An 18,281-nucleotide genomic window follows, 5' to 3' on the forward strand; every position below is an offset into this window, starting at 1 on the left:
GCCCACCACCATCAGGAGACAGCATGACGACGGAAAAACAGAAGCAGGACGGACAGCACCGCGACAGCAGCGACTTTGTCATCACGCAAACCTTCGACGCGCCGCGCGAACTGGTGTTCCAGTCGTGGGTGGAGCCCGAGCGCCTGGCCCAGTGGTGGGGCCCCGTCGGCTTCGAATTGAGCGTGCTGGCGCTGGACTTGCGGCCGGGCGGCGTCTTCCACTACGGCATGCGCGCCGACAATGGCTACGAGATGTGGGGCAAGTTCACCTACCAGGCCATCGAAGCGCCGGAAAGGATCGTCTCGATTTTGTCATTCGCCGACAAGCAGGGCAATGCCGTGCAGCACCCGGTCAGCGCGACGTGGCCATTGGAATCGTTCAATGTCATGACGCTTACCGAGGAAAACGGCAAGACGACGATGACCTTGCGGTCGACGCCGCACAAGGCGACGGATGAGCAGCATCGGACTTTTGTGGAAGGGCATGAGTCGATGACGCAGGGGTTCAAGGCTACCTTCGCCCAGCTGGCACAATACCTGGCGCGTGTTCAGTGAGCGTATTGTTTTGAACAGCGGGCCAGAGCCGCGGGCCTGAGAAAATGTCCAGGGCTGCGTTGCTTGGGCTCGCCGTACATGCGTACTGTCTTCGCCCGCGCGCCTTGCCCTGGCCATTTTTCAGGCCCGCTGGGCCCGGGGAGCCCGGGGAGCCTGGGTTGGCAGCGGTTGTCTACTCGGCTTGATCTTGTGCTCGTGGTTTCTGAGGAGCGTTAAACCGCAAAGCGGTTTGGCGGAAGTAACTTAAGGAGTTATTCAACATCGTCGCTTACTATTTCTTTTTTTCGAGTTTCTAACAACTCATCAATCTTAACGGGAAGTTGTAGAAATTTATCCACAACCATAGTTGACAATGGTATTTTGCACTCTCGAAGCATTCCGGCCATAAAGCCATCAGCTCGAAAGACATCAACGTACGGTAGATAAATTGCATGTAGCAATCGGGGAAATCACTAGATTTTGGACTTCTCGGTAGCTTAGCCACGACCGACCGTCGTGCTATATGCATCGCCAATGTAACAGAACAAGTCAAACCCGGTGATGCTTGCCAACTATCTTCTGTAAGCTTCGGAGTCGCTCCAATTTGTAGTGCCAATTTATTTGCTAGGCGACTACTGCTGCCAGCCAAAACTTCATAGAACGCACGCACTGACAAGTCAAGTAGTTTTTTAGAATCACCCCCCGCATCAGTATGCTCCACCATCATTTCTTCGAACTGCTTACGTGCCTCATCAAGTGCAGTTTCAAACTCGCCTCCGATCTCGCGTAGGTGACGAGACATATCAGAGGCTCTTCCCCAATCTTTTTTATACCAATTGCCAAATACTTCTAAGTCAGTTATTGAGTCATATAATGCTTTTGATGCCTCTTTTCGGGAAGCATCTCCGATAAAGTATCTCCTAAATGTACGGATGGCGTCAGTTGTCAAAGGAAGGTTATTAGCAGCGATACTTCCTGTCGCACTATTCGCCTCTCGCATTTCTCCGTACCAAAGTGCTGTCGGCTTTCCATTTTTCAGATATTTTCTTCTTTCAAGTCGCCCCATTTTTTCAATATCTTGTTGCACAGATTTTTCTACGTCAGGAATAATTTCAGAGAAATCAAATGCGGCTGGTAACCAATTAGCATCACTGCGAAAGATGTGAGAGCGACCATCGGTGGAGCCTGAAATTGCATTAGATGAGACTTCGTAAGCTATTAAATCAATAGGGTGAATTAAAGAGTTCTTTCCGCAAATTTCCTGGATGGTTTTCAATCTTTCAATTGCTGCTGGAATGGAATCCGGGATTGTTGGGGCCGCCTCAACGACATGTGCCTCACTAAAGCGAATTTGAATTAGGCCTTTGTCACGTTTTGTTAGTAAGTAATTTATTGCATCGCTATATTCGGATGGCTTTTTTTTGACATTCGCGATATCGGAAAAATCGCTGCTATCTAGATAAACTTGAATGGGTTGCACAATCAAACCTTTGTCGTTAATTAAAATAACTTTTATTGCTTAATCTGTTGACTAAGGTAGCGTAACTTCTAGTGTTGGATATGCTTTTACTGTTATGTTGCCTGCTTCAGGCTGCAATTTCATCATTTCGCACCCATCCCCAGCATCTGCCGTACCACCGGCAAAATCATCCCCCAAGCATTCGACGTCGCCGCAATCTCGTCGTAATGACTGGCTCCAGGCAAGATCAGCACCTCCGCATGGTCGCCGGCTTTGATTGCCCTGGCCGCATAGTCGTGCGCGACGCGGGGAGGGGAGATGGTGTCCAGTTCTCCCGTGGCAAGCACGGTGCGGCTGCCGTTGGGGATCAGGTCGGCGGCGTTGGTGTCGCTGTAGATGTCGGGGCGCTCAGTGCTGGCGCTGCCTGCCAGTTGCGCGATGTCGCGTTCGCAGCTGCTCTTGATCAAGTCTTTCTCGTGGCGCAGGTCGGCCAGGCCGCCCAGGCTCAGGATATTTTTTATTGGCAAGTACTTGTCGCGGTACAGGGGGCTGGTCTTGGGCAGCTTTTCCCGGCCGGCGATCCATTGCACCAGCTGGCCGCCGGCCGAGTGGCCCATGGCGACGATGCGGCTCGTATCGATCTGGTACTGGGGCGCGTGCTGCTGCAGGCTGTCGAGTGCCGCGTGCATGTCTTCGTAGGTGCCCGGATAGCCGCCGCCCGGTTCGTCCACGCGGCGGTACTCGACATTCCACACGGCGATGCCTTGCGCGACGAGGGCGCCGGCCACGTTGCGCATCTGTTTGATCCCGCCGAAGGCCACCGTCCAGCAGCCGCCATGGACGAGCACGACGACGGGGAACGGGCCGCTGCCTTCGGGCCGGAACAGCTGCGCGTATTGCGACGGCGCGGGGCCATAGGCGAGCTGCGCCGTGGGCGCGGGGCCGCTCAGGGCCAGGTAATCGTCGAGGCTCATGGGGGCGGCGACGGCGCCGTGGACGGAGGCGAGCAGGGCGGTGGCGATCAGGGAGGACGGCAAGGTGGTAGGCATGCTGGGATTCGCTTGAGAAGAGAGCAACACTTTAGCATAGGGCCGCGTGGGGGGAGAGATCAAGGGGCATGCTGTTTTCCTCCTGCAAGAGCGTTGCCCCATGGTATATTTCGGGCATCAGTTTTCCCCTTATCGACACGGTGCACGCAAACAACATTCTTTCCTTGCTGGACGCCGAGCATAGTGCGCTGGGCAGCATCGCGGCAGGCGCCGACCTGGCCCAGGCATTGGAGCATTTGTTGCTGGCGCTGCAAGACCTGGCCGAGGGCGGCGCACATGCCTGCCTCGTGCTCATCGACGAGGCCGACCGCTTTTGTGGCTTGTCCGCGCCCAGCCTGCCACAAGACCTGTGCCTGGCCCTGCGCCACGGCGGCGAACAGCCTTCTCCATTCGGCACGGCGGCCTTTTCCGGCGCGCCCGTATATTGCGGCGACATCACGCGCGACGTGAGCTGGAGCGCCGGACGCAAGGAAGCCATGCTGCACGGCTACCGTGCCTGCTGGGTCGCCCCCGTCTTTGGCGCGAAGGGGCATATCCTGGGTGTGCTGGGCCTGTTTTTCCAGGCGACATGCCATCCCACGCAACCGGAAATCGAACTGCTGGCGCTGGCCGCGCGCGTGGCCGCGCATGTCATCGAGCGGGGCCAGCTGGAACAGGCGCTGCACGACAGCCGCGAACACTTTCATTACGCCATCGAGCTCAACACGCAAGTGCTGTGGACGGCCGACCTCGACGGCAAGCTCGACTATGTGGCGCAGCGCTGGCGCGACTGGACGGGCGGCAGCGGCCTCGGCACCAGCTGGCTGGACGCCATCCATCCCGAGGACGTGCCCCGCACACTGGCGGCGTGGAGCGAAGCGGTGGGCAGCGGCCAGCCCCTGGACCAGGAAATGCGCGTGCGCCGGCAGGATGGCCAGTACCGCTGGGTGCATTCGCGCGCGTATTGCCGGCGAGACGAGCGCGGCCAAGCCGTGAAATGGTATGGCTCCTGCGAAGATATCGACGAACACTGGCAGGCGCGCAACGCCTTGCTCGACAGCGAGGCGCAGTTCCGTTCGCTTGCCTCGACCATGCCCAACCAGGCCTGGCTGGCGCATGGCAGCGGCGCCACCTACTGGGTCAACGAACAGGTGTGCGAATACACAGGGCAATCTATGAAGTCGCTCGTATCGAGCGGCTTTCGCCACTGCGTGCATCCGGACGATGTGCAGATCACGCAGAAAAGCTGGGACCGGGCCGTCGCCACCGCCAGCGCCTATGAACAGGAGTTCCGCATGCGCCGCGCCAGCGACGGCGCCTACCGCTGGTTCCTGGCGCGCGCCTTGCCCCTGTTCGACGAGGCGGGCAAGGTGCTGCGCTGGGTGGGCACGAATACGGACGTGCAGGAACAGAAGAACGTGCTGGAAAAGATGGCCTACCTGAATTCCTCGCTGGAAGTGGAAATGGCCAACCGTACGGCCGACCGCGACCGCATGTGGCGCCTGTCCACCGACATCATGCTGGTGGCAGACCTGTCCGGCATGATCATTGCCGTCAACCCCGCATGGAGCAAGATCCTCGAGCGCCCGGAAATCGAATCGCTGGGCATGGACTTCATCAGCCTCGTGCATCCCGACGACCGCATGGCGGCCCTGCAGGATTTGTCGCGCCTGGCCCACGGCGCGCCCACCTTGCGCATGGAAAACCGCTACCGCCGCCGCGATGGCGGCTACCGCTGGATTTCCTGGACGGCCGTGCCGGCGCAAAAGCTGATCCACGCCATCGGCCGCGACGTCACCGATGAAAAAGAGGCGCGTCTGGCGCTGGTGCGCAGCGAGCAAGCCTTGTTGCAGGCGCAAAAGCTGGAATCGATCGGCAAGCTTACGGGCGGCGTGGCCCACGATTTCAATAACGTGCTGCAAATCATCTCTGGTAATTTGCAGTTGCTGAAGCTGACCGTGGCCGACAATCCGCAGGCGGCCAGGCGCCTCGATTCAGCCGCCTCGGCCGTCGAACGGGGCGCCAAGCTGTCGTCGCAACTGCTGGCCTTTGCACGGCGCCAGCCATTAAAACCGCTGGTGACGGACCTGGGCCGGCTGCTGCGCCGCATGCACGAGCTGATCCGCCGCGCCCTGGGTGAGGCGATTACCGAGGAAACCTTCATCAGCGAAGGCTTGTGGCATACCCTGGTCGACCCGAACCAGATGGAAAACGTGCTGCTGAACATGGCCATCAATGCGCGCGACGCGATGGACAAGGGCGGGCGCCTCACGTTTACCTTGAGTAACGTCACGCTCGACGCCGCCTATGCCAGCCTGCATGCCGATGTGCTGGAGGGGCAATACGTGCTGCTGACCATCACCGACACGGGCCACGGCATGGAGCGCGACGTGATCGACCAGATATTCGAACCGTTCTTCACGACGAAAAAGGAAGGCGAGGGCACGGGCCTGGGCCTCTCCATGGCGTACGGCTTCATCCGCCAAAGCGCGGGCCACATCAAGGTGCACAGCGCGCCCGGTGCGGGCACGACTTTTAAAATTTATCTGCCCCGTTCGCTGGAAAAGCTGGCCGAACCGCCGCCTGGCCTGACGGGCCCCGTGCTGGGCGGCGGCGAGACCATCCTCGTGGTGGAAGACGACGCGCCCGTGCAGCACACGGTGGTCGACATGCTGCGCGGCCTCGGCTACGACGTGCTGCATGCGGACGACGGCGCCTCGGCGCTGGCCCTGCTGGGCACGGGCGTGGCCATCGACCTGCTGTTTACGGACGTCGTCATGCCCGGTCCCGTCAGCAGCAAGGAGCTGGCGCAGCAGGCGAGATTGCTGCTGCCGGACCTGGCCGTGCTGTTTACCTCGGGCTATACGCATAACGCCATCATGCGCGGCGGGCGCCTGGACGCTGGCGTCGAGCTGTTGAGCAAACCCTACCAGCGCGAAGACCTGGCGCGGCGCATCCGCCATTTGCTGGCCGACCGCCGCCTGGTGGGCGCGCCCGATCCGTCCGGGCGGCGCATCCTGCTGGTGGAAGACAATGACGATGCGCGCGAAATGACCACCGAGATGCTCAATATGCTGGGGCACACCGTGCACGGCGTGGCCAGCGCGGAAGCGGCCATGCCGCTCCTGGCCATGCCGGGCCTGGACGTGCTGGTGACGGACATCAGCCTGCCCACCATGTCCGGCCTGGAGCTGGCGCGCCATGCGCGCGCGCACTGGCCGCAGCTGGAGGTGGTGTTTGCTTCAGGACACGACTGGGGCGCCAGCCTGATGCAGGACGCCAGCGCGCGATTCCTGCGCAAGCCGTTTGGCCTGGAAGAGCTGGCCAGCGCACTGAAGGCACGCCGGCTCGACGTCTACTGACCTGGCGGCAGCAAGGCCCGCTGTAATTGCTTGACGGTAAATGGTTTCACCAGAAAGCGCGCCTGCGGGTCGAGCACGCCGGAATTGGCCGGCGCATGGCCGGTGGAAAACACCACTTCCAGCTGCGGATAGTCGCGCGCCGCCAGCTCGGCCAGCTGGACGCCCGACATCTGCGGCAGGCTGATATCGGTCAGCAGCAGATCCAGTCCCGGCGTGCCCAGCAGCGGCAGGGCTTCCTCGGCCGTGCCCACGGCCAGCACCGTGTGGCCGAGCATGGCCAGCAGTTCGCTCGTCATCGCGCGCGCGTCGGCATTGTCTTCCACCAACAGGATATGCCTTCCCTCCGGCAGCGCCGGCGCAGGCTGCGGCGCCAGCTGCGCACGGTACTGGTGCAGGGCCGTCACATGGCGGCCGTTGGCCAGCAGGTGGCGGATGCGCCGCGCCAGGTCTTCGCGCCGGTAAGGTTTGCTCAGCAGCTCGACGCCCGGTTCCAGCCGGCCGCCCTGCATGATGGCGTCCTGCGTGTAGCCCGAGGTAAACAACACGGCCAGCTGCGGCAGCAGCAAGCGGGCCTGGCGCACCAGTTCCGTGCTGGCTACCTTGCCCGGCATTACCACGTCCGTAAACAGCAGGTCGATGGGCACGCCGCTGCCAACGATGGCCAGTGCGCTTTCGCCGTCGCTCGCGCGCAGCACGACGTAGCCGAGGCCGCGCAGCATGTCCACCACCGTCGTCTGCACTTGCACGTCGTCTTCCACGACGAGGATGGTTTCCTTGCCGCCCAGCACGGGACCGCCCAGTTGCAGCGGCAGTTCCGTTTCCGCTTCGAGCGAGCGCGGCAGGTAGATGCGGAAGGTGCTGCCGTGGCCCGGCAAACTGTCCACCGTCAGGTGGCCGCCGCTCTGGCGCAGGAAGCCATAGGCCATGGACAGGCCCAGTCCCGTGCCTTCGCCCTCGCTTTTGGTCGTGAAGAACGGTTCGAAAATCTTGTCCAGCAGCTCGGCGGGAATGCCCGTGCCTGTATCCGAGACGGCAAGCTGCACGTAGTCGCCGGGTGCCACGTCCGCATGGCGCGCCGCGTAGCCGCTGTCCAGCACGCTGTTGCTCAGTTCGATGGTCAGCTGGCCCTGGCCATTCATGGCGTCGCGCGCGTTGATGGCCAGGTTGAGGATGACGTTTTCCAGCTGGTGCGGGTCGACCAGCGCGCGCCAGCAGTCGTCGGCCAGCAGCAGACGCGTTTCGATGGTTTCGCCCGTGGCGCGCCGCAGCAGCTCTTCCGTCGAACGCAGCAGTTGCGCCAGGTCCGTCACCAGCGGTTTCAACGGTTGACGCCGCGCAAAGGCCAGCAGCTGGGCCGACAGCTTGGCGCCCCGTTCCACGGCGGCCGAGGCGCTGGCGATGCGCTTGGCGGCCAGCGGGTCGCCGTCCAGGGTCATCTGCAGCAGTTGCAGATTGCCCGAAATAATTTGCAGGACGTTATTGAAATCATGGGCCACGCCGCCCGTCAGCTTGCCCAGCGCTTCGAGTTTTTGCGATTGCAGCAGCGCCATTTCGCTGTGGCGCAACGATTCCTGCATGCTGAGCAAGGTGCTTTGCGCTTCCTTTTCCAGGGTGACGTGGCGCCCGGTGGCAAACACCAGGTCGCCTTCGGTCGCCGCCACCCACGACAGCCAACGGTGGCCGCCATCGCGGTGCCGGTAGCGGTTTTCAAAGCTGGGCATGGCTTCCCGCGACACTTGCGCCAGCGCCTGGCGCGTGGCGGCCGCATCCTCGGGCAGCACGAAGTCGAACAGGCTGCGGCCCAGCATTTCCTCGGGCAGCCAGCCCAGGATGGCGCTGGCGGCCGGGTTGACGGCGGTAAAGCAGCCGTCGGCATCGATGGCCACCATCAGGTCTTGCGCGCTGCGCCACAGCCGTTCGCGCTCGCTGTTGCGGGCGGCCAGGTCCGCTTCCAGTTTCTTTTCCACGGTGATGTCGCGCGCGCTGCAATACACTTTCTCGCCCTCGGGCACGGCCACCCACGACAGCCAGTGCCAGCCGCCCAGCTTGTGGCGGTAGCGGTTTTCGAAGCGTAGCGCCGGCTGGCCCTGGTTGGCTGCCTCCCAGGCCGCATAGGTGCGCGGCAAGTCTTCGGGATGGATCAGTTCAAAAAATTTCGTCGTGCGGATTTCCTCGACCGACCAGCCCAGGGTGGCTTGCCAGGCGGGGTTCGAGTGTTCGAAATAGCCGTCGAGGTTGAGCACGCCCAGCAAGTCGGGGCTGACGTTCCATGTGCGGCCGAACTCGCGTGTGCGCTCGGCCACCTGCGTTTCCATGGTGGCGCTGAGGGCGCGCAGGCGCGATTCCGCCCGGGCCCGCAAAATGGTCGACCAGACCCGTTCCGACACTTGCACGGCCAGTTCGATTTCGTCCGCATGCCACAGCCGTGCCGCGCTGCTGTGCACGACGAACAGGGCCGCCAGCCGGCCCTCCTTGGCAATGGGAATGTTCAGGAAGGCACGGATGCCCAGGCGCGCAAACGTGGCCAGCGCGGCCGGCATGGCCGTGCGCGGGTCGCTCGCCACATCGCTGACGGCCAGCGCCTGGCCGGCGGCCAGTGCATCGGCCAGGCGGGCGGCATAATCGCCGAGGAAATACTCGCCGGCGGCGCCGGGCGCCAGGCCGTCGCTCCACGCATGCTGCAGGGTAGGGCATTGCAGGCTCTGATCGATATCGAAACAGGCCACCTGCTGGGCGCCCAGGCGCTGTCCCAGCAGCTGCGCCGACAGGGACAGGATCTCGCCCGTGTCCTGCAGCAGCCGCAGCCGGCGTTCCAGCTGCAGCAAGAAGGCGACGCCGCTGGCGCCGGCCTGGCCGCGGGGGGCGGGTGTGATGCTCATGCCGGCCTCAGCTGCCGGCCAGCGGCAGGGTGACGCTGAACAGGGCGCCATTGCCGGGCTGGCTTTGCAGGGTGATGGCGCCGCCATGCGCATCGACCAGTTGCTTGGTGATGAACAGCCCCAGGCCCAGGCCGCCGGTGCGGTCCTGGTGCATGACGCGCTCGAAGGCGTCGAAGATGCGCTCCTGGTCGCGCGCGTTGATGCCGATGCCATGGTCGCGCACTTCGATGACGGCGCTGTTCTGCGTGTGCGCCAGGCTGATTTCCACGGGCTGGCCCTGGCCGTAGCGCACGGCATTGCTGATCAGGTTGACAACGATTTGCTCGACGCGGAAGGCATCCCAGTAACCGTGGATAGGTTCGAAGGCCAGCACTTCCAGCACGCTGCCGGCCGCGGCGGCATACGGCGACAGGTCGTCGGCCACCCGGCGCACCAGGCTGGTCAGATCGACCGATTCGCGGCGGATCGACAGCTTGCCGCTGGTAATGCGCGACACGTCGAGCATGTCGTCGATCAGGCGCACCATGCTGCGGATTTGCCGCCCGTCGCGCGCCACCATCTTGCCCAGCTTTTCAGGCTCGAAGGCGGCCAGATTGCCCCGCTCGAGGTTCACGGTGCGCATCTGCGTCTCGAGGAACAGCGTGTTCAGGGGCGTGCGCAGCTCGTGCGCCACCATGGACATGAATTCGTCGCGCAGGCGCAGCGAGCGCTGCAGTTCCGCCTGGGTGGCGCGCAATTCCTTCAATAACGCTTCCTGCTGCTGGCGGCTGTGCTCGAGCGCCTGCACCTGGCGCCGCGTCTCGCTGCGCTGCTGGTGCAGGGCGACGAACACGTTGACCTTGCTTTGCACGGCATTGATGTCGAGCGGCTTGTGCAGGAAGTCGACGGCGCCGCTTTCATAGCCCTGGAAGGCGAAATTCATTTCCTTGCCGGCCGCCGTGACGAAGACGATGGGGATGTGGCGCGTCTTTTCCGTGCCGCGCATCAGTTGTGCCAGCTCAAAGCCATCCATTTCCGGCATTTGCACGTCGAGGATGGCCAGCGCGAAATCGTGTTCGAGCAGCAGGGCCAGCGCTTCTTCGCCCGACGAGGCCTGGTAGACGCTGCGGTCGCTCTCGCGGATCAGCGCATTGAGCGCGCGCAGGTTTTCCGGCAAGTCATCGACGATCAGCAGTTTGGTACTTGTTTCATTCATCATGTTTCAATCCTGGCATGTGCCGCCCAGCGTAATGGGAAGCGGCGTGCGACGGCGCACGCTTGCGGTAGAGCTTTTCGGGACCCGGCAATGGCTCGAAGTCGGCGGCAAAGCGCGTGAAATGCGTGCTTTCCTTGCTGCCCAGGCCCAGGAAACCCCGGTGGCACAGCGAGTCGTGGAACAGACCCAGGGCCCGCTCCTGCAAGGTTTTGTTGAAGTAAATCAGCACGTTACGGCACAAAATCAATTGCGTTTCGATAAAAACGCTGTCCGTGGACAAGCTGTGGTCGGCAAAGTTGATACTGTCGAGCAGACGCTGCTGGAAACGCGCCGTGGCATGCTCGACCGTGTAGTAGTCGGCCAGCTGGCCCAGGCCGCCCGCTGCCAGGTAGTTGGCGCCATACTCCTCGAGCCGGTGCAGCGGATACACGCCGCGCGCGGCCGTGGCCAGCGCTTGCGGATTGATGTCCGTGGCGTAGATCGTGCTGCGTTCGAGCAAGCCTTCCTCGTGCAGCACGATGGCCAGCGACAGCGCCTCTTCGCCCGTGCAGCAGCCGGCCACCCAGATGGTCGGCGATGGATAGGTTTTCAGCACGGGCACGACGTGTTCGCGCAAGGCGAGGAAAAACGCCGGGTCGCGGAACATTTGCGTGACGGGCACGGTCAAAATCTGCAGGAGCTTGCCAAAGCTGGCTGCGTCGTCCAGCACCAGCTGCTGCAAGGCAGGCAAGTCGGCGCAATGGAAGCGCTCGAGCGCCTGGTTCAGGCGCCGGCGCTGCGAGGGCAGGGAATAGTCGCGAAAGTCGTAGCTGTAGCGCTGATAGATGGCTTCCATCAACGCGTGCAGCTGCTCGTCCGTGTAGCGCGGGGACATCAGCGGCTTTCCATCGCGTGGTGTGGCATCAGATGCGTTCCATCTTTGGCATCCACACGCGCAGCAAGGAATACAGACGGTCCAGGTCGATCGGCTTGGCCAGGTAGTCGGATGCGCCCGCCTGCAGGCATTCTTCCTGGTCATTCTTCATGGCCTTGGCCGTAATGGCGATGATGGGCAGCTTGTTGTAGCGGCCATCGGCGCGGATCAAGCGCGTCGCTTCCAGGCCGTCCATGCCCGGCATCATGACATCCATCAACACCAGGTCGATATCGTCCACGCTGTTGAGCTTGCTGATGGCTTCGAAGCCGTTGCGGCCGATTTCCACCACCACGCCTTTCTGTTCCAGCGCATTCGTCAGGGCAAAGATATTGCGCACGTCGTCGTCCACCAGCAAAATCTTGCGTCCTTCAAACACGCGCTCGCGGCTGCGCACCTGTTGCAGCATGCCCTGGCGCTCGCTCGACAGTTCCGACTCCACCTTGTGCAGGAAGAGGGTCACTTCGTCGAGCAGGCGCTCGGGCGAACGGGCGCCCTTGATGATGATCGAGCGCGAATATTTCATTAAATCCGCTTCTTCCTCGCGGCTCAGGTTGCGGCCCGTGTAGACGATGACGGGCGGGAACGAGCACAGCTCTTCATGTTCCATGCGTTCGAGCAATTCGTTGCCCTGGATGTCGGGCAGCTTCAAGTCGATGATCATGCAGTCGAAAATTTGCGTCTTCAGCAGTTCCAGCGCCTGTTCACCCAGCGCCACGGCCGTGATTTCCACGTCGTTGTCGCTGATCAGGTGGACCACGCTTTCGCGCTGGCGTTCGTCGTCCTCGACCAGCAGGATGCGCTTCATCTGCTGCGTGAATTTTGATTCGAGCTTGTGGAACACTTCCTTCAATTGTTCGCGCGTGCGCGGCTTGGTGGCGTAGCCGATGGCGCCCAGCTGCATGGCTTCCTGGATCTGGTCGTTGCCGGAGACGATGTGCACGGGAATGTGGCGGGTTATCGGGTTTTCCTTCAATTGCTGCAAGACCAGCAAGCCAGGGCGGTCCGGCAAGCCCATGTCGAGCAGGATGGCGTCGGGCAGGAATTCTTCCGCCAGGCGCAAGCCTTCGTCTGCGCCGTGCGCCACCAGGCAGCGGTATTGCATTTCATGCGCGAGGTCGAACAGGATGCCGGCAAACGACGGCTCATCCTCGATCACCAGCACGGAACGCTGGCCCGTCTTGGCGGGGGGCACGCTATCGCGGTCATCCTGGAACGTGGGCAGCGGCACGGGCTTGGCGGCAGGCGCCGCCTTCGGTGCGGCGGCCGCGGTTTTTGCGGGCGCTTGCGGCGCGGCGTGGGGCGCTGCCGCCGCCTCCACCGCCCGTTCCGGCATGACGGCCGGCAACACCAAGGTAAACGTGCTGCCCTGGCCCGGCGTGCTGGCCAGCTCGATGCCGCCGCCCAGCAAGGCGGCCAGGTCGCGCGAAATCGACAGGCCCAGGCCCGTGCCGCCATAGCGGCGGCTGGTGGTGCCGTCGGCCTGGTGGAAGGCGTCGAAAATCTTGTGCTGCTGGTCGTCGGCGATGCCGATGCCCGAATCCTGCACCTGGAAGCGCACCTGGCCGGCCGCATCGGCGCTCACGTGCAGGGACACCGTGCCCGCATCGGTAAACTTGATGGCGTTCGACAGCAGATTTTTCAGGATCTGCTCCAGGCGCTGGCGGTCGCTGACGAAGGACGGCGGCGTGTCCGGCGCCACCTTGACGTCAAATACCAGTTTCTTTTGTTGCGCCTGGGCGCCGAACAGCATCTTCATGCTGCTGAGCAGCTCGTCGAAAGGCACGGCGTCCGGCGTCAACTCCAGCTTGCCCGCCTCGACCTTGGAAATGTCGAGGATGTCGTTGATGAGGGTCAACAGGTCATTGCCGGCCGAATAAATGGTTTGCGCAAACGTCACTTGCTCGGGCGTCAGGTTGCCGCTGCTGTTGTCGGACAACAGCTTCGACAGGATGAGCGAGCTGTTCAGCGGCGTGCGCAGCTCATGCGACATGTTCGCCAGGAATTCGGATTTGTAGCGGCTGGCCCGCTGCAGCTCTTCGGCGCGCGCTTCCAGCTGGGCGTGCGCCTGGACGATCGCCATGTTCTTCTGGTCCAGCGACAGCGCCTGCACGGCCAGCTGCTCGTTCGACTGCTCCAGCGCCGCTTTTTGCTCTTCCAGGTGGGCTTGCGACTGTTCCAGCACGCGCGATTGCTCACCCAGCTCTTCATTGGCCGTGCGCAGTTCTTCCTGCTGCACTTCCAGTTCTTCATTCAATTGCTGCGTTTCTTCCAGTACATTTTGCAGGCGCTGGCGGTACAGGGCCGCTTCCAGCGACGTGCCGATATTGGTGCCAATCAGGTTCAGCCACTCCTTGGCGCGGGCGCTGACGGGATGCGTAAAGCCCAGTTCGATGACGCCGTTGACGACGCCTTCATTGTTGACGGGCACCAACACCAGTTCCAGCGGCGCGCCGCTGCCCAGGCTCGACGTCACGGTCAGATAATTCTCGGGCACTTGCTGCACGTGCTTGAGGCGCTTTTCGCGCGCCGTCTCGCCCACCAGGCCTTCGCCCAGCTTGAACACCTGTTTTTCCTTCACGCCCTGTTCGTTGAAACCGTACACGGCCGTACGGCGCAGGCTGCCATCCTCGTCGACCACGTACAGGGTGGCGACGGCCACGTCGAGGCGGTGCGCCAGGAAGTCCAGCACGTGCCGTCCCAGCTGCGGCAGGCCCAGCTGACCGCTCGTGTGGGCCGCCAGTTCCGTCTGTCCCGTGCGCAGCCATGCTTGCTCCTGCAGCACGTCGTTGTCCTTGCCGCGCTGCTCGAGCGCATCGTTATAGATATCGGACAGGCGCAGCAGTTCGCGCCGTCCCAGGTAGGCGAGCAAGCCGGACATACCCAGGCTGAGGATCAGGAACACCACCACGGCCAGCATGGTGCGGCCCTCGGCCGAGTCTGCCCGCTCCTGGCGCAGGCGCTGTTCCATGGACAGGAAGGTGAGGAATTCGCGGCGGATTTCGTCGAATTCCAGCTTGCCTTCGCCCTGGCGCACGCGCGCGAGGAATTCCTGGTTGTTGCGGCGCTGGGCGATCACGGCTTCCGCGTACTCCATCCACTGGCCTTGCAGCGCGCGGATGCGGCGCAGCCGGTCCACCTGGATGGAGTTGTCGGACACCAGCTCGAGCAGCGTGTTCATTTCCACGGCGATCTTTGCCTTGCCCGATTTATACGGCGCCAAAAACGTTTCATCGCCCGTCAGCAGGTAGCCGCGCATGCCTGTTTCCAGGTCGACGGACAGCTTCATGACCTCGTTGGCGTTGCCGATCACCCGTTCGGAATGCTCGACCGAGCGCAGGGCCGAGAGCAGGTAGGCGATCAGGCCGACAAAGACGAGGGCCGTGACGATCCCGATAAGCAGCGGCAAGGTAACGTTGCGGGCGAGGATGCGGCGAAAGCTGAAGGAGTCGATCGGGGTCTTGGTATTCATCATGTCCGTGTAAGGCTGTCGCGAAAAAGTCAATTTTAATTGAAATGCAAGGTTTCTGGTGGTCAAGCATAGCGTGCGCTAGCATAACAGTCTTGCGCTAAATTGCCGACGCGTAAGGCGGTGCAAAGCGCGCCAGCGCACAGATGATCGTCGGGGAAAAATCAAGCTGGCCGCGATTGAGGCAGATCAAAGAGACAAGCGGTTCGCATCCTAAGATGCAGGAGGTGGCGGCGTCCCTGCGACGACCGCCGTGTGCAAACCATCCCATGCAGGAGGACATCATGGCTAATCAATTGATGCGTCGCGATCCGCAAAACCCGCTGGCACGTTTCGACCCGTTCAGCGACATGGAAGATTTCATGCATGACTTTTTCGCGCCCGCCTTGCGCTTGCGCGATGCGGGTTCGTCACGCATGCGCGTCGATATTTCCGAAACCGAGCAAGCCTATCAGGTGCAGGCAGACATTCCAGGCGTCAACAAGGACGATATCAAGGTCTCCATCGAGGGGAGCCGCGTCTCCATCAGTGCCGAACTCAAAGATGAAAGAGTGACGCGCGACGGCGGCGGCAAGACCGTGCGCAGCGAACGCGAGTATGGCCAGCAATACCGCAGCTTCGTGCTACCGCACGAGGTGGACGAGGCCGGCGCGCAGGCGCGCTATGAAAATGGCGTGCTGCTGCTGGACTTGCCGAAGAAAGAGGGGACGGGAGGGCGGCAGCTGGCGATACAGTAAGCCTGGCCAAGGAGCGGGCATGAAAAAACGCCGGACGGTGCCGGCGTTTCTTGGGTATTGTCGGGTGGCAGCACGCTGCCACCCGATTTGCCTCTATATATATGTCAGTCGCGGATTTCCAGCGCCCGGTTCAGGCTCAGCGCGGCCAGCGAGGCGACGGCGCCCGACAGCAGGTAGAAGCTGACATAGGCGAGGCCGAAGTTGGCCGACAGGCCCAGCGCCACCAGCGGGGCGAAACCGGCGCCGACCAGCCAGGCCAGGTCGGACGTCAGGGCCGCGCCCGTATAGCGGAAGCGGGCAGGGAAGTTGGCCGTCACGGCGCCGGCAGCCTGGCCGTAGGACAGTCCCAGCAGGCTGAAGCCCACGAGGATGAACACATTCTGGCCGGTATTGCCGCCGCCCATCAGGGTCGGCACGAAGGCGCTGAAGATGGCGATCAGCACGGCCAGCACGCCCAGGGTGGTGCGGCGGCCCACTTTATCGGCCAGCAAGCCGGAAATCACCACGCCGATGGCGGCCAGCACGGCGCCGAGCATCTGGATTTGCAGGAAGTCCGGGGCCGAACGCGTCTGGTAGACGGAAATCCACGACAGCGGGAACACGGTGACCAGGTGGAACAGGGCGTAGCTGGCCAGCGCGGCGAGGGCGCCGATCAGCACGTTGCGGCCCTGGCCGCGGCTCATTTCAAACACGCTCACGGGCTGCAGTTCGCGTTCGTCGAGCAGGCGCGCATATTCATTCGTCGACACCAGGCGCAAACGGGCAAACAGGGCCACGACGTTGATGGCGAAGGCCACATAGAACGGATAGCGCCAGCCCCAGTCGAGGAAGTCTTCATCCGTCAGGCTGGTCAGCATGAACCAGAACAGGCCGGCGGCGATCAGGAAGCCGGCGGGCGCGCCCAGCTGGCCCAGCATGGCGTACCAGCCGCGCTTGTTTTCAGGCGCGTTCAGGGCCAGCAGCGATGGCAAGCCATCCCAGGAACCGCCCAGAGCGACGCCCTGGCCGATGCGCAGCACGGACAGCCAGATGATGGCGGCAAAGCCCAGGTGGGAGTAGGTCGGCAGGAAGGCGATGCCGGCCGTCGACACGCCCAGGAGGAAGAGGGCGAACGTCAGCTTGGCGCTGCGTCCCATGCGGCGCTGGATTTCCATGAAGATCACGGTGCCGAACGGACGGGCGATGAAGGCGAATGAGAAAATCAGGAACGCATATAACGTCCCTTCCAGGCGTTCTTCGAACGGGAAGAAGACTCGCGGAAACACCAGCACCGAGGCGATGGCGTAAACAAAGAAGTCAAAGTATTCGGAAGCGCGGCCGATGATCACGCCGACGGCGATCTCACCGGGGTCGATATGCGATTCGACCGTGCCGGCCCCGCGTGCGTCGCGCAGGGAGTGGGGGGAAAAGTCGGCGGGTACATCGCCGCTGTGTGTGCGCGTGCTGGACATGATGATCGTCTCCAATATCGTTTCGAGTTCGGCCAACGCGTAACTTACCCCGGGTGTCTCACGCCCGGAGCAGGACTATTCATTAGATAGTTGTAGGAGAAGTCCTCGTCTACCAAGTGAAAGTCCGAGCAAGGGGTAGGACAAAACGTCCAATTGCCAGTGCGCTCCAGTGAGAATACAGTACCATATCTTCATCCCCTGTACTGGACTTTCCTGTATGTTTTCATTAAAAGTTCGTCGCGGACTGCTTCTTTTACCTCTCGCATTGTTGGCTGGTTGCAATACGGTGGTACTGAATCCGTCTGGCGACATCGCAGTTCAGCAAGGCAATCTGATTGTCATCTCGACATTGCTGATGCTGTTGATTATCGTTCCGGTAATCGCCCTGACCCTGCTGTTCGCATGGCGCTATAGAAAAAACAACACCGCGGCCAAATACGAGCCGGACTGGGACCACTCGACTCGCCTCGAGCTGATTATCTGGGGCGCGCCCCTGTTGATCATCATCGTGCTGGGCCTGCTGACCTGGATCAGCACCCACACCCTCGATCCATACCGCCCATTGAGCCGTATCGACGCCAACCGCCCCATTCCCGCCAGCCACAAGCCGATGATCGTCGAAGTCGTGGCCATGGACTGGAAATGGCTGTTCATCTACCCGGAGCAAGGTATCGCTTCCGTGAATGAACTGTACGCGCCCGTCGATCGTCCGATCCGCTTCAAGATCACCGCGTCGTCCGTCATGAACTCGTTCTTCATCCCCGCGCTGGCAGGTCAGATCTACGCCATGCCGGGCATGGAAACGCAGTTGAATGCCGTCATCAACAAGCCGGGTGTCTATAAAGGCTTCTCCGCGAACTACAGCGGTGCCGGTTTCTCGGGCATGCGCTTCAAGTTCCACGGTGTCAATGATGCGGACTTCGACAAATGGGTGGAATCGGCACGTGCCGGTGGCGGCGCGCTGAACCGCGACGACTACCTGTCGCTGGCCCAGCCTAGCGAACGCGACCCGGTACGCCGCTACAGCGCCGTGCCTAACGATCTGTACAAGGCAATTCTGAACCGCACCATCGTTTCCGACGCCCTGTGCGTGACGCCGGTCGAGCCATACAAATTGACGATGGCAAAAAGCCCGGTAGCGGCCGTAACGGCAGTAGTCGCTAGCGATGCAGTCGTGGAAAAGGGCGTTCAAGCCAAGTAACCACTGCATGAATCCCGCAGCGCATCGTAGTGGCGCTGCAGATACTGGCGCCGC

11 protein-coding genes are annotated in these 18,281 nt (G+C 62.1%); 4 read left to right on the forward strand and 7 right to left on the reverse strand.

The features are described from left to right. The first annotated feature begins 23 nt into the window (after positions 1-23). Positions 24-554 carry an SRPBCC family protein gene (locus tag AC1RBA_RS03460; protein ID WP_492416587.1) on the forward strand — a complete coding sequence of 177 codons (531 nt, stop codon included), beginning with the start codon at positions 24-26 and terminating at the stop codon, positions 552-554. Positions 555-846: 292 nt separating this feature from the next. Here AC1RBA_RS03460 and AC1RBA_RS03465 read toward each other — a convergent pair whose 3' ends face one another. Beyond that, positions 847-2,013 (reverse strand): hypothetical protein, encoded by a 1,167-nt coding sequence (locus AC1RBA_RS03465; RefSeq protein WP_492416589.1) that lies wholly within the window; start codon positions 2,011-2,013, stop codon positions 847-849. A 122-nt stretch (positions 2,014-2,135) separates the two neighbouring features. Next, positions 2,136-3,041: an alpha/beta hydrolase gene (locus AC1RBA_RS03470; RefSeq protein ID WP_492416591.1), complete on the reverse strand. Its 906-nt coding sequence runs from the start codon at positions 3,039-3,041 to the stop codon at positions 2,136-2,138. 68 nt (positions 3,042-3,109) lie between these two features. On the opposite strand from AC1RBA_RS03470, the gene AC1RBA_RS03475 reads away from it, so the two are divergent. Beyond that, positions 3,110-6,382 (forward strand): PAS domain-containing protein, encoded by a 3,273-nt coding sequence (locus AC1RBA_RS03475; RefSeq protein ID WP_492416593.1) that lies wholly within the window; start codon positions 3,110-3,112, stop codon positions 6,380-6,382. On the opposite strand, the gene AC1RBA_RS03480 is transcribed toward AC1RBA_RS03475, so the two are convergent. Genes AC1RBA_RS03480 through AC1RBA_RS03495 form a run of 4 tightly spaced genes read right to left on the reverse strand, consistent with a single transcriptional unit; the run spans position 6,376 to position 14,841 of the window. Further along, the gene (locus AC1RBA_RS03480; protein WP_492416595.1) at positions 6,376-9,261 is read right to left on the reverse strand and encodes a hybrid sensor histidine kinase/response regulator; all 2,886 of its coding nucleotides are present in this window, start codon (positions 9,259-9,261) and stop codon (positions 6,376-6,378) included. The genes AC1RBA_RS03475 and AC1RBA_RS03480 overlap by 7 nt on opposite strands. Positions 9,262-9,268: 7 nt before the next feature. Beyond that, positions 9,269-10,459, reverse strand: coding sequence for a hybrid sensor histidine kinase/response regulator (locus AC1RBA_RS03485; protein ID WP_070218328.1), 1,191 nt, complete (start codon positions 10,457-10,459; stop codon positions 9,269-9,271). Further along, positions 10,449-11,330 carry a CheR family methyltransferase gene (locus AC1RBA_RS03490; RefSeq protein WP_492416598.1) on the reverse strand — a complete coding sequence of 294 codons (882 nt, stop codon included), beginning with the start codon at positions 11,328-11,330 and terminating at the stop codon, positions 10,449-10,451. Before AC1RBA_RS03490 ends, AC1RBA_RS03485 begins: the two co-directional genes overlap by 11 nt. Positions 11,331-11,358: 28 nt before the next feature. Further along, the gene (locus AC1RBA_RS03495) at positions 11,359-14,841 is read right to left on the reverse strand and encodes a response regulator (protein ID WP_492416600.1); all 3,483 of its coding nucleotides are present in this window, start codon (positions 14,839-14,841) and stop codon (positions 11,359-11,361) included. Between the two features lie 281 nt (positions 14,842-15,122). Between AC1RBA_RS03495 and AC1RBA_RS03500 the strand changes: the two genes are divergently transcribed. Beyond that, positions 15,123-15,575, forward strand: coding sequence for an Hsp20/alpha crystallin family protein (locus AC1RBA_RS03500; protein WP_492416602.1), 453 nt, complete (start codon positions 15,123-15,125; stop codon positions 15,573-15,575). 104 nt (positions 15,576-15,679) lie between these two features. Here AC1RBA_RS03500 and AC1RBA_RS03505 read toward each other — a convergent pair whose 3' ends face one another. Next, a complete protein-coding gene (locus tag AC1RBA_RS03505) occupies positions 15,680-17,026 on the reverse strand; it encodes an MFS transporter (RefSeq protein WP_070288561.1) in 1,347 nt (448 codons plus the stop codon). Between the two features lie 217 nt (positions 17,027-17,243). Here AC1RBA_RS03505 and cyoA point away from each other — a divergent pair, with 217 nt between their 5' ends. Then, on the forward strand, positions 17,244-18,227 hold the full coding sequence (gene cyoA / locus AC1RBA_RS03510) for a ubiquinol oxidase subunit II (protein WP_175444764.1): 984 nt from the start codon (positions 17,244-17,246) through the stop codon (positions 18,225-18,227). The last annotated feature ends 54 nt before the right edge of the window (positions 18,228-18,281 follow it).

It is taken from the genome of Janthinobacterium sp. GW823-FHT03B06, from assembly GCF_058796955.1.

Excerpts from the sequence above, each read along its gene's own strand:
- AC1RBA_RS03460 (WP_492416587.1), top strand. The coding sequence starts at position 24 with ATGACGACGGAAAAACAGAAGCAGGACGGACAGCACCGCGACAGCAGC.
- AC1RBA_RS03470 (WP_492416591.1), bottom strand. The coding sequence starts at position 3,041 with ATGCCTACCACCTTGCCGTCCTCCCTGATCGCCACCGCCCTGCTCGCC.
- AC1RBA_RS03475 (WP_492416593.1), top strand. The coding sequence starts at position 3,110 with ATGCTGTTTTCCTCCTGCAAGAGCGTTGCCCCATGGTATATTTCGGGC.
- AC1RBA_RS03480 (WP_492416595.1), bottom strand. The coding sequence starts at position 9,261 with ATGAGCATCACACCCGCCCCCCGCGGCCAGGCCGGCGCCAGCGGCGTC.
- AC1RBA_RS03485 (WP_070218328.1), bottom strand. The coding sequence starts at position 10,459 with ATGATGAATGAAACAAGTACCAAACTGCTGATCGTCGATGACTTGCCG.
- AC1RBA_RS03490 (WP_492416598.1), bottom strand. The coding sequence starts at position 11,330 with ATGTCCCCGCGCTACACGGACGAGCAGCTGCACGCGTTGATGGAAGCC.
- AC1RBA_RS03495 (WP_492416600.1), bottom strand. The coding sequence starts at position 14,841 with ATGAATACCAAGACCCCGATCGACTCCTTCAGCTTTCGCCGCATCCTC.
- AC1RBA_RS03500 (WP_492416602.1), top strand. The coding sequence starts at position 15,123 with ATGGCTAATCAATTGATGCGTCGCGATCCGCAAAACCCGCTGGCACGT.
- AC1RBA_RS03505 (WP_070288561.1), bottom strand. The coding sequence starts at position 17,026 with ATGTCCAGCACGCGCACACACAGCGGCGATGTACCCGCCGACTTTTCC.
- cyoA (WP_175444764.1), top strand. The coding sequence starts at position 17,244 with ATGTTTTCATTAAAAGTTCGTCGCGGACTGCTTCTTTTACCTCTCGCA.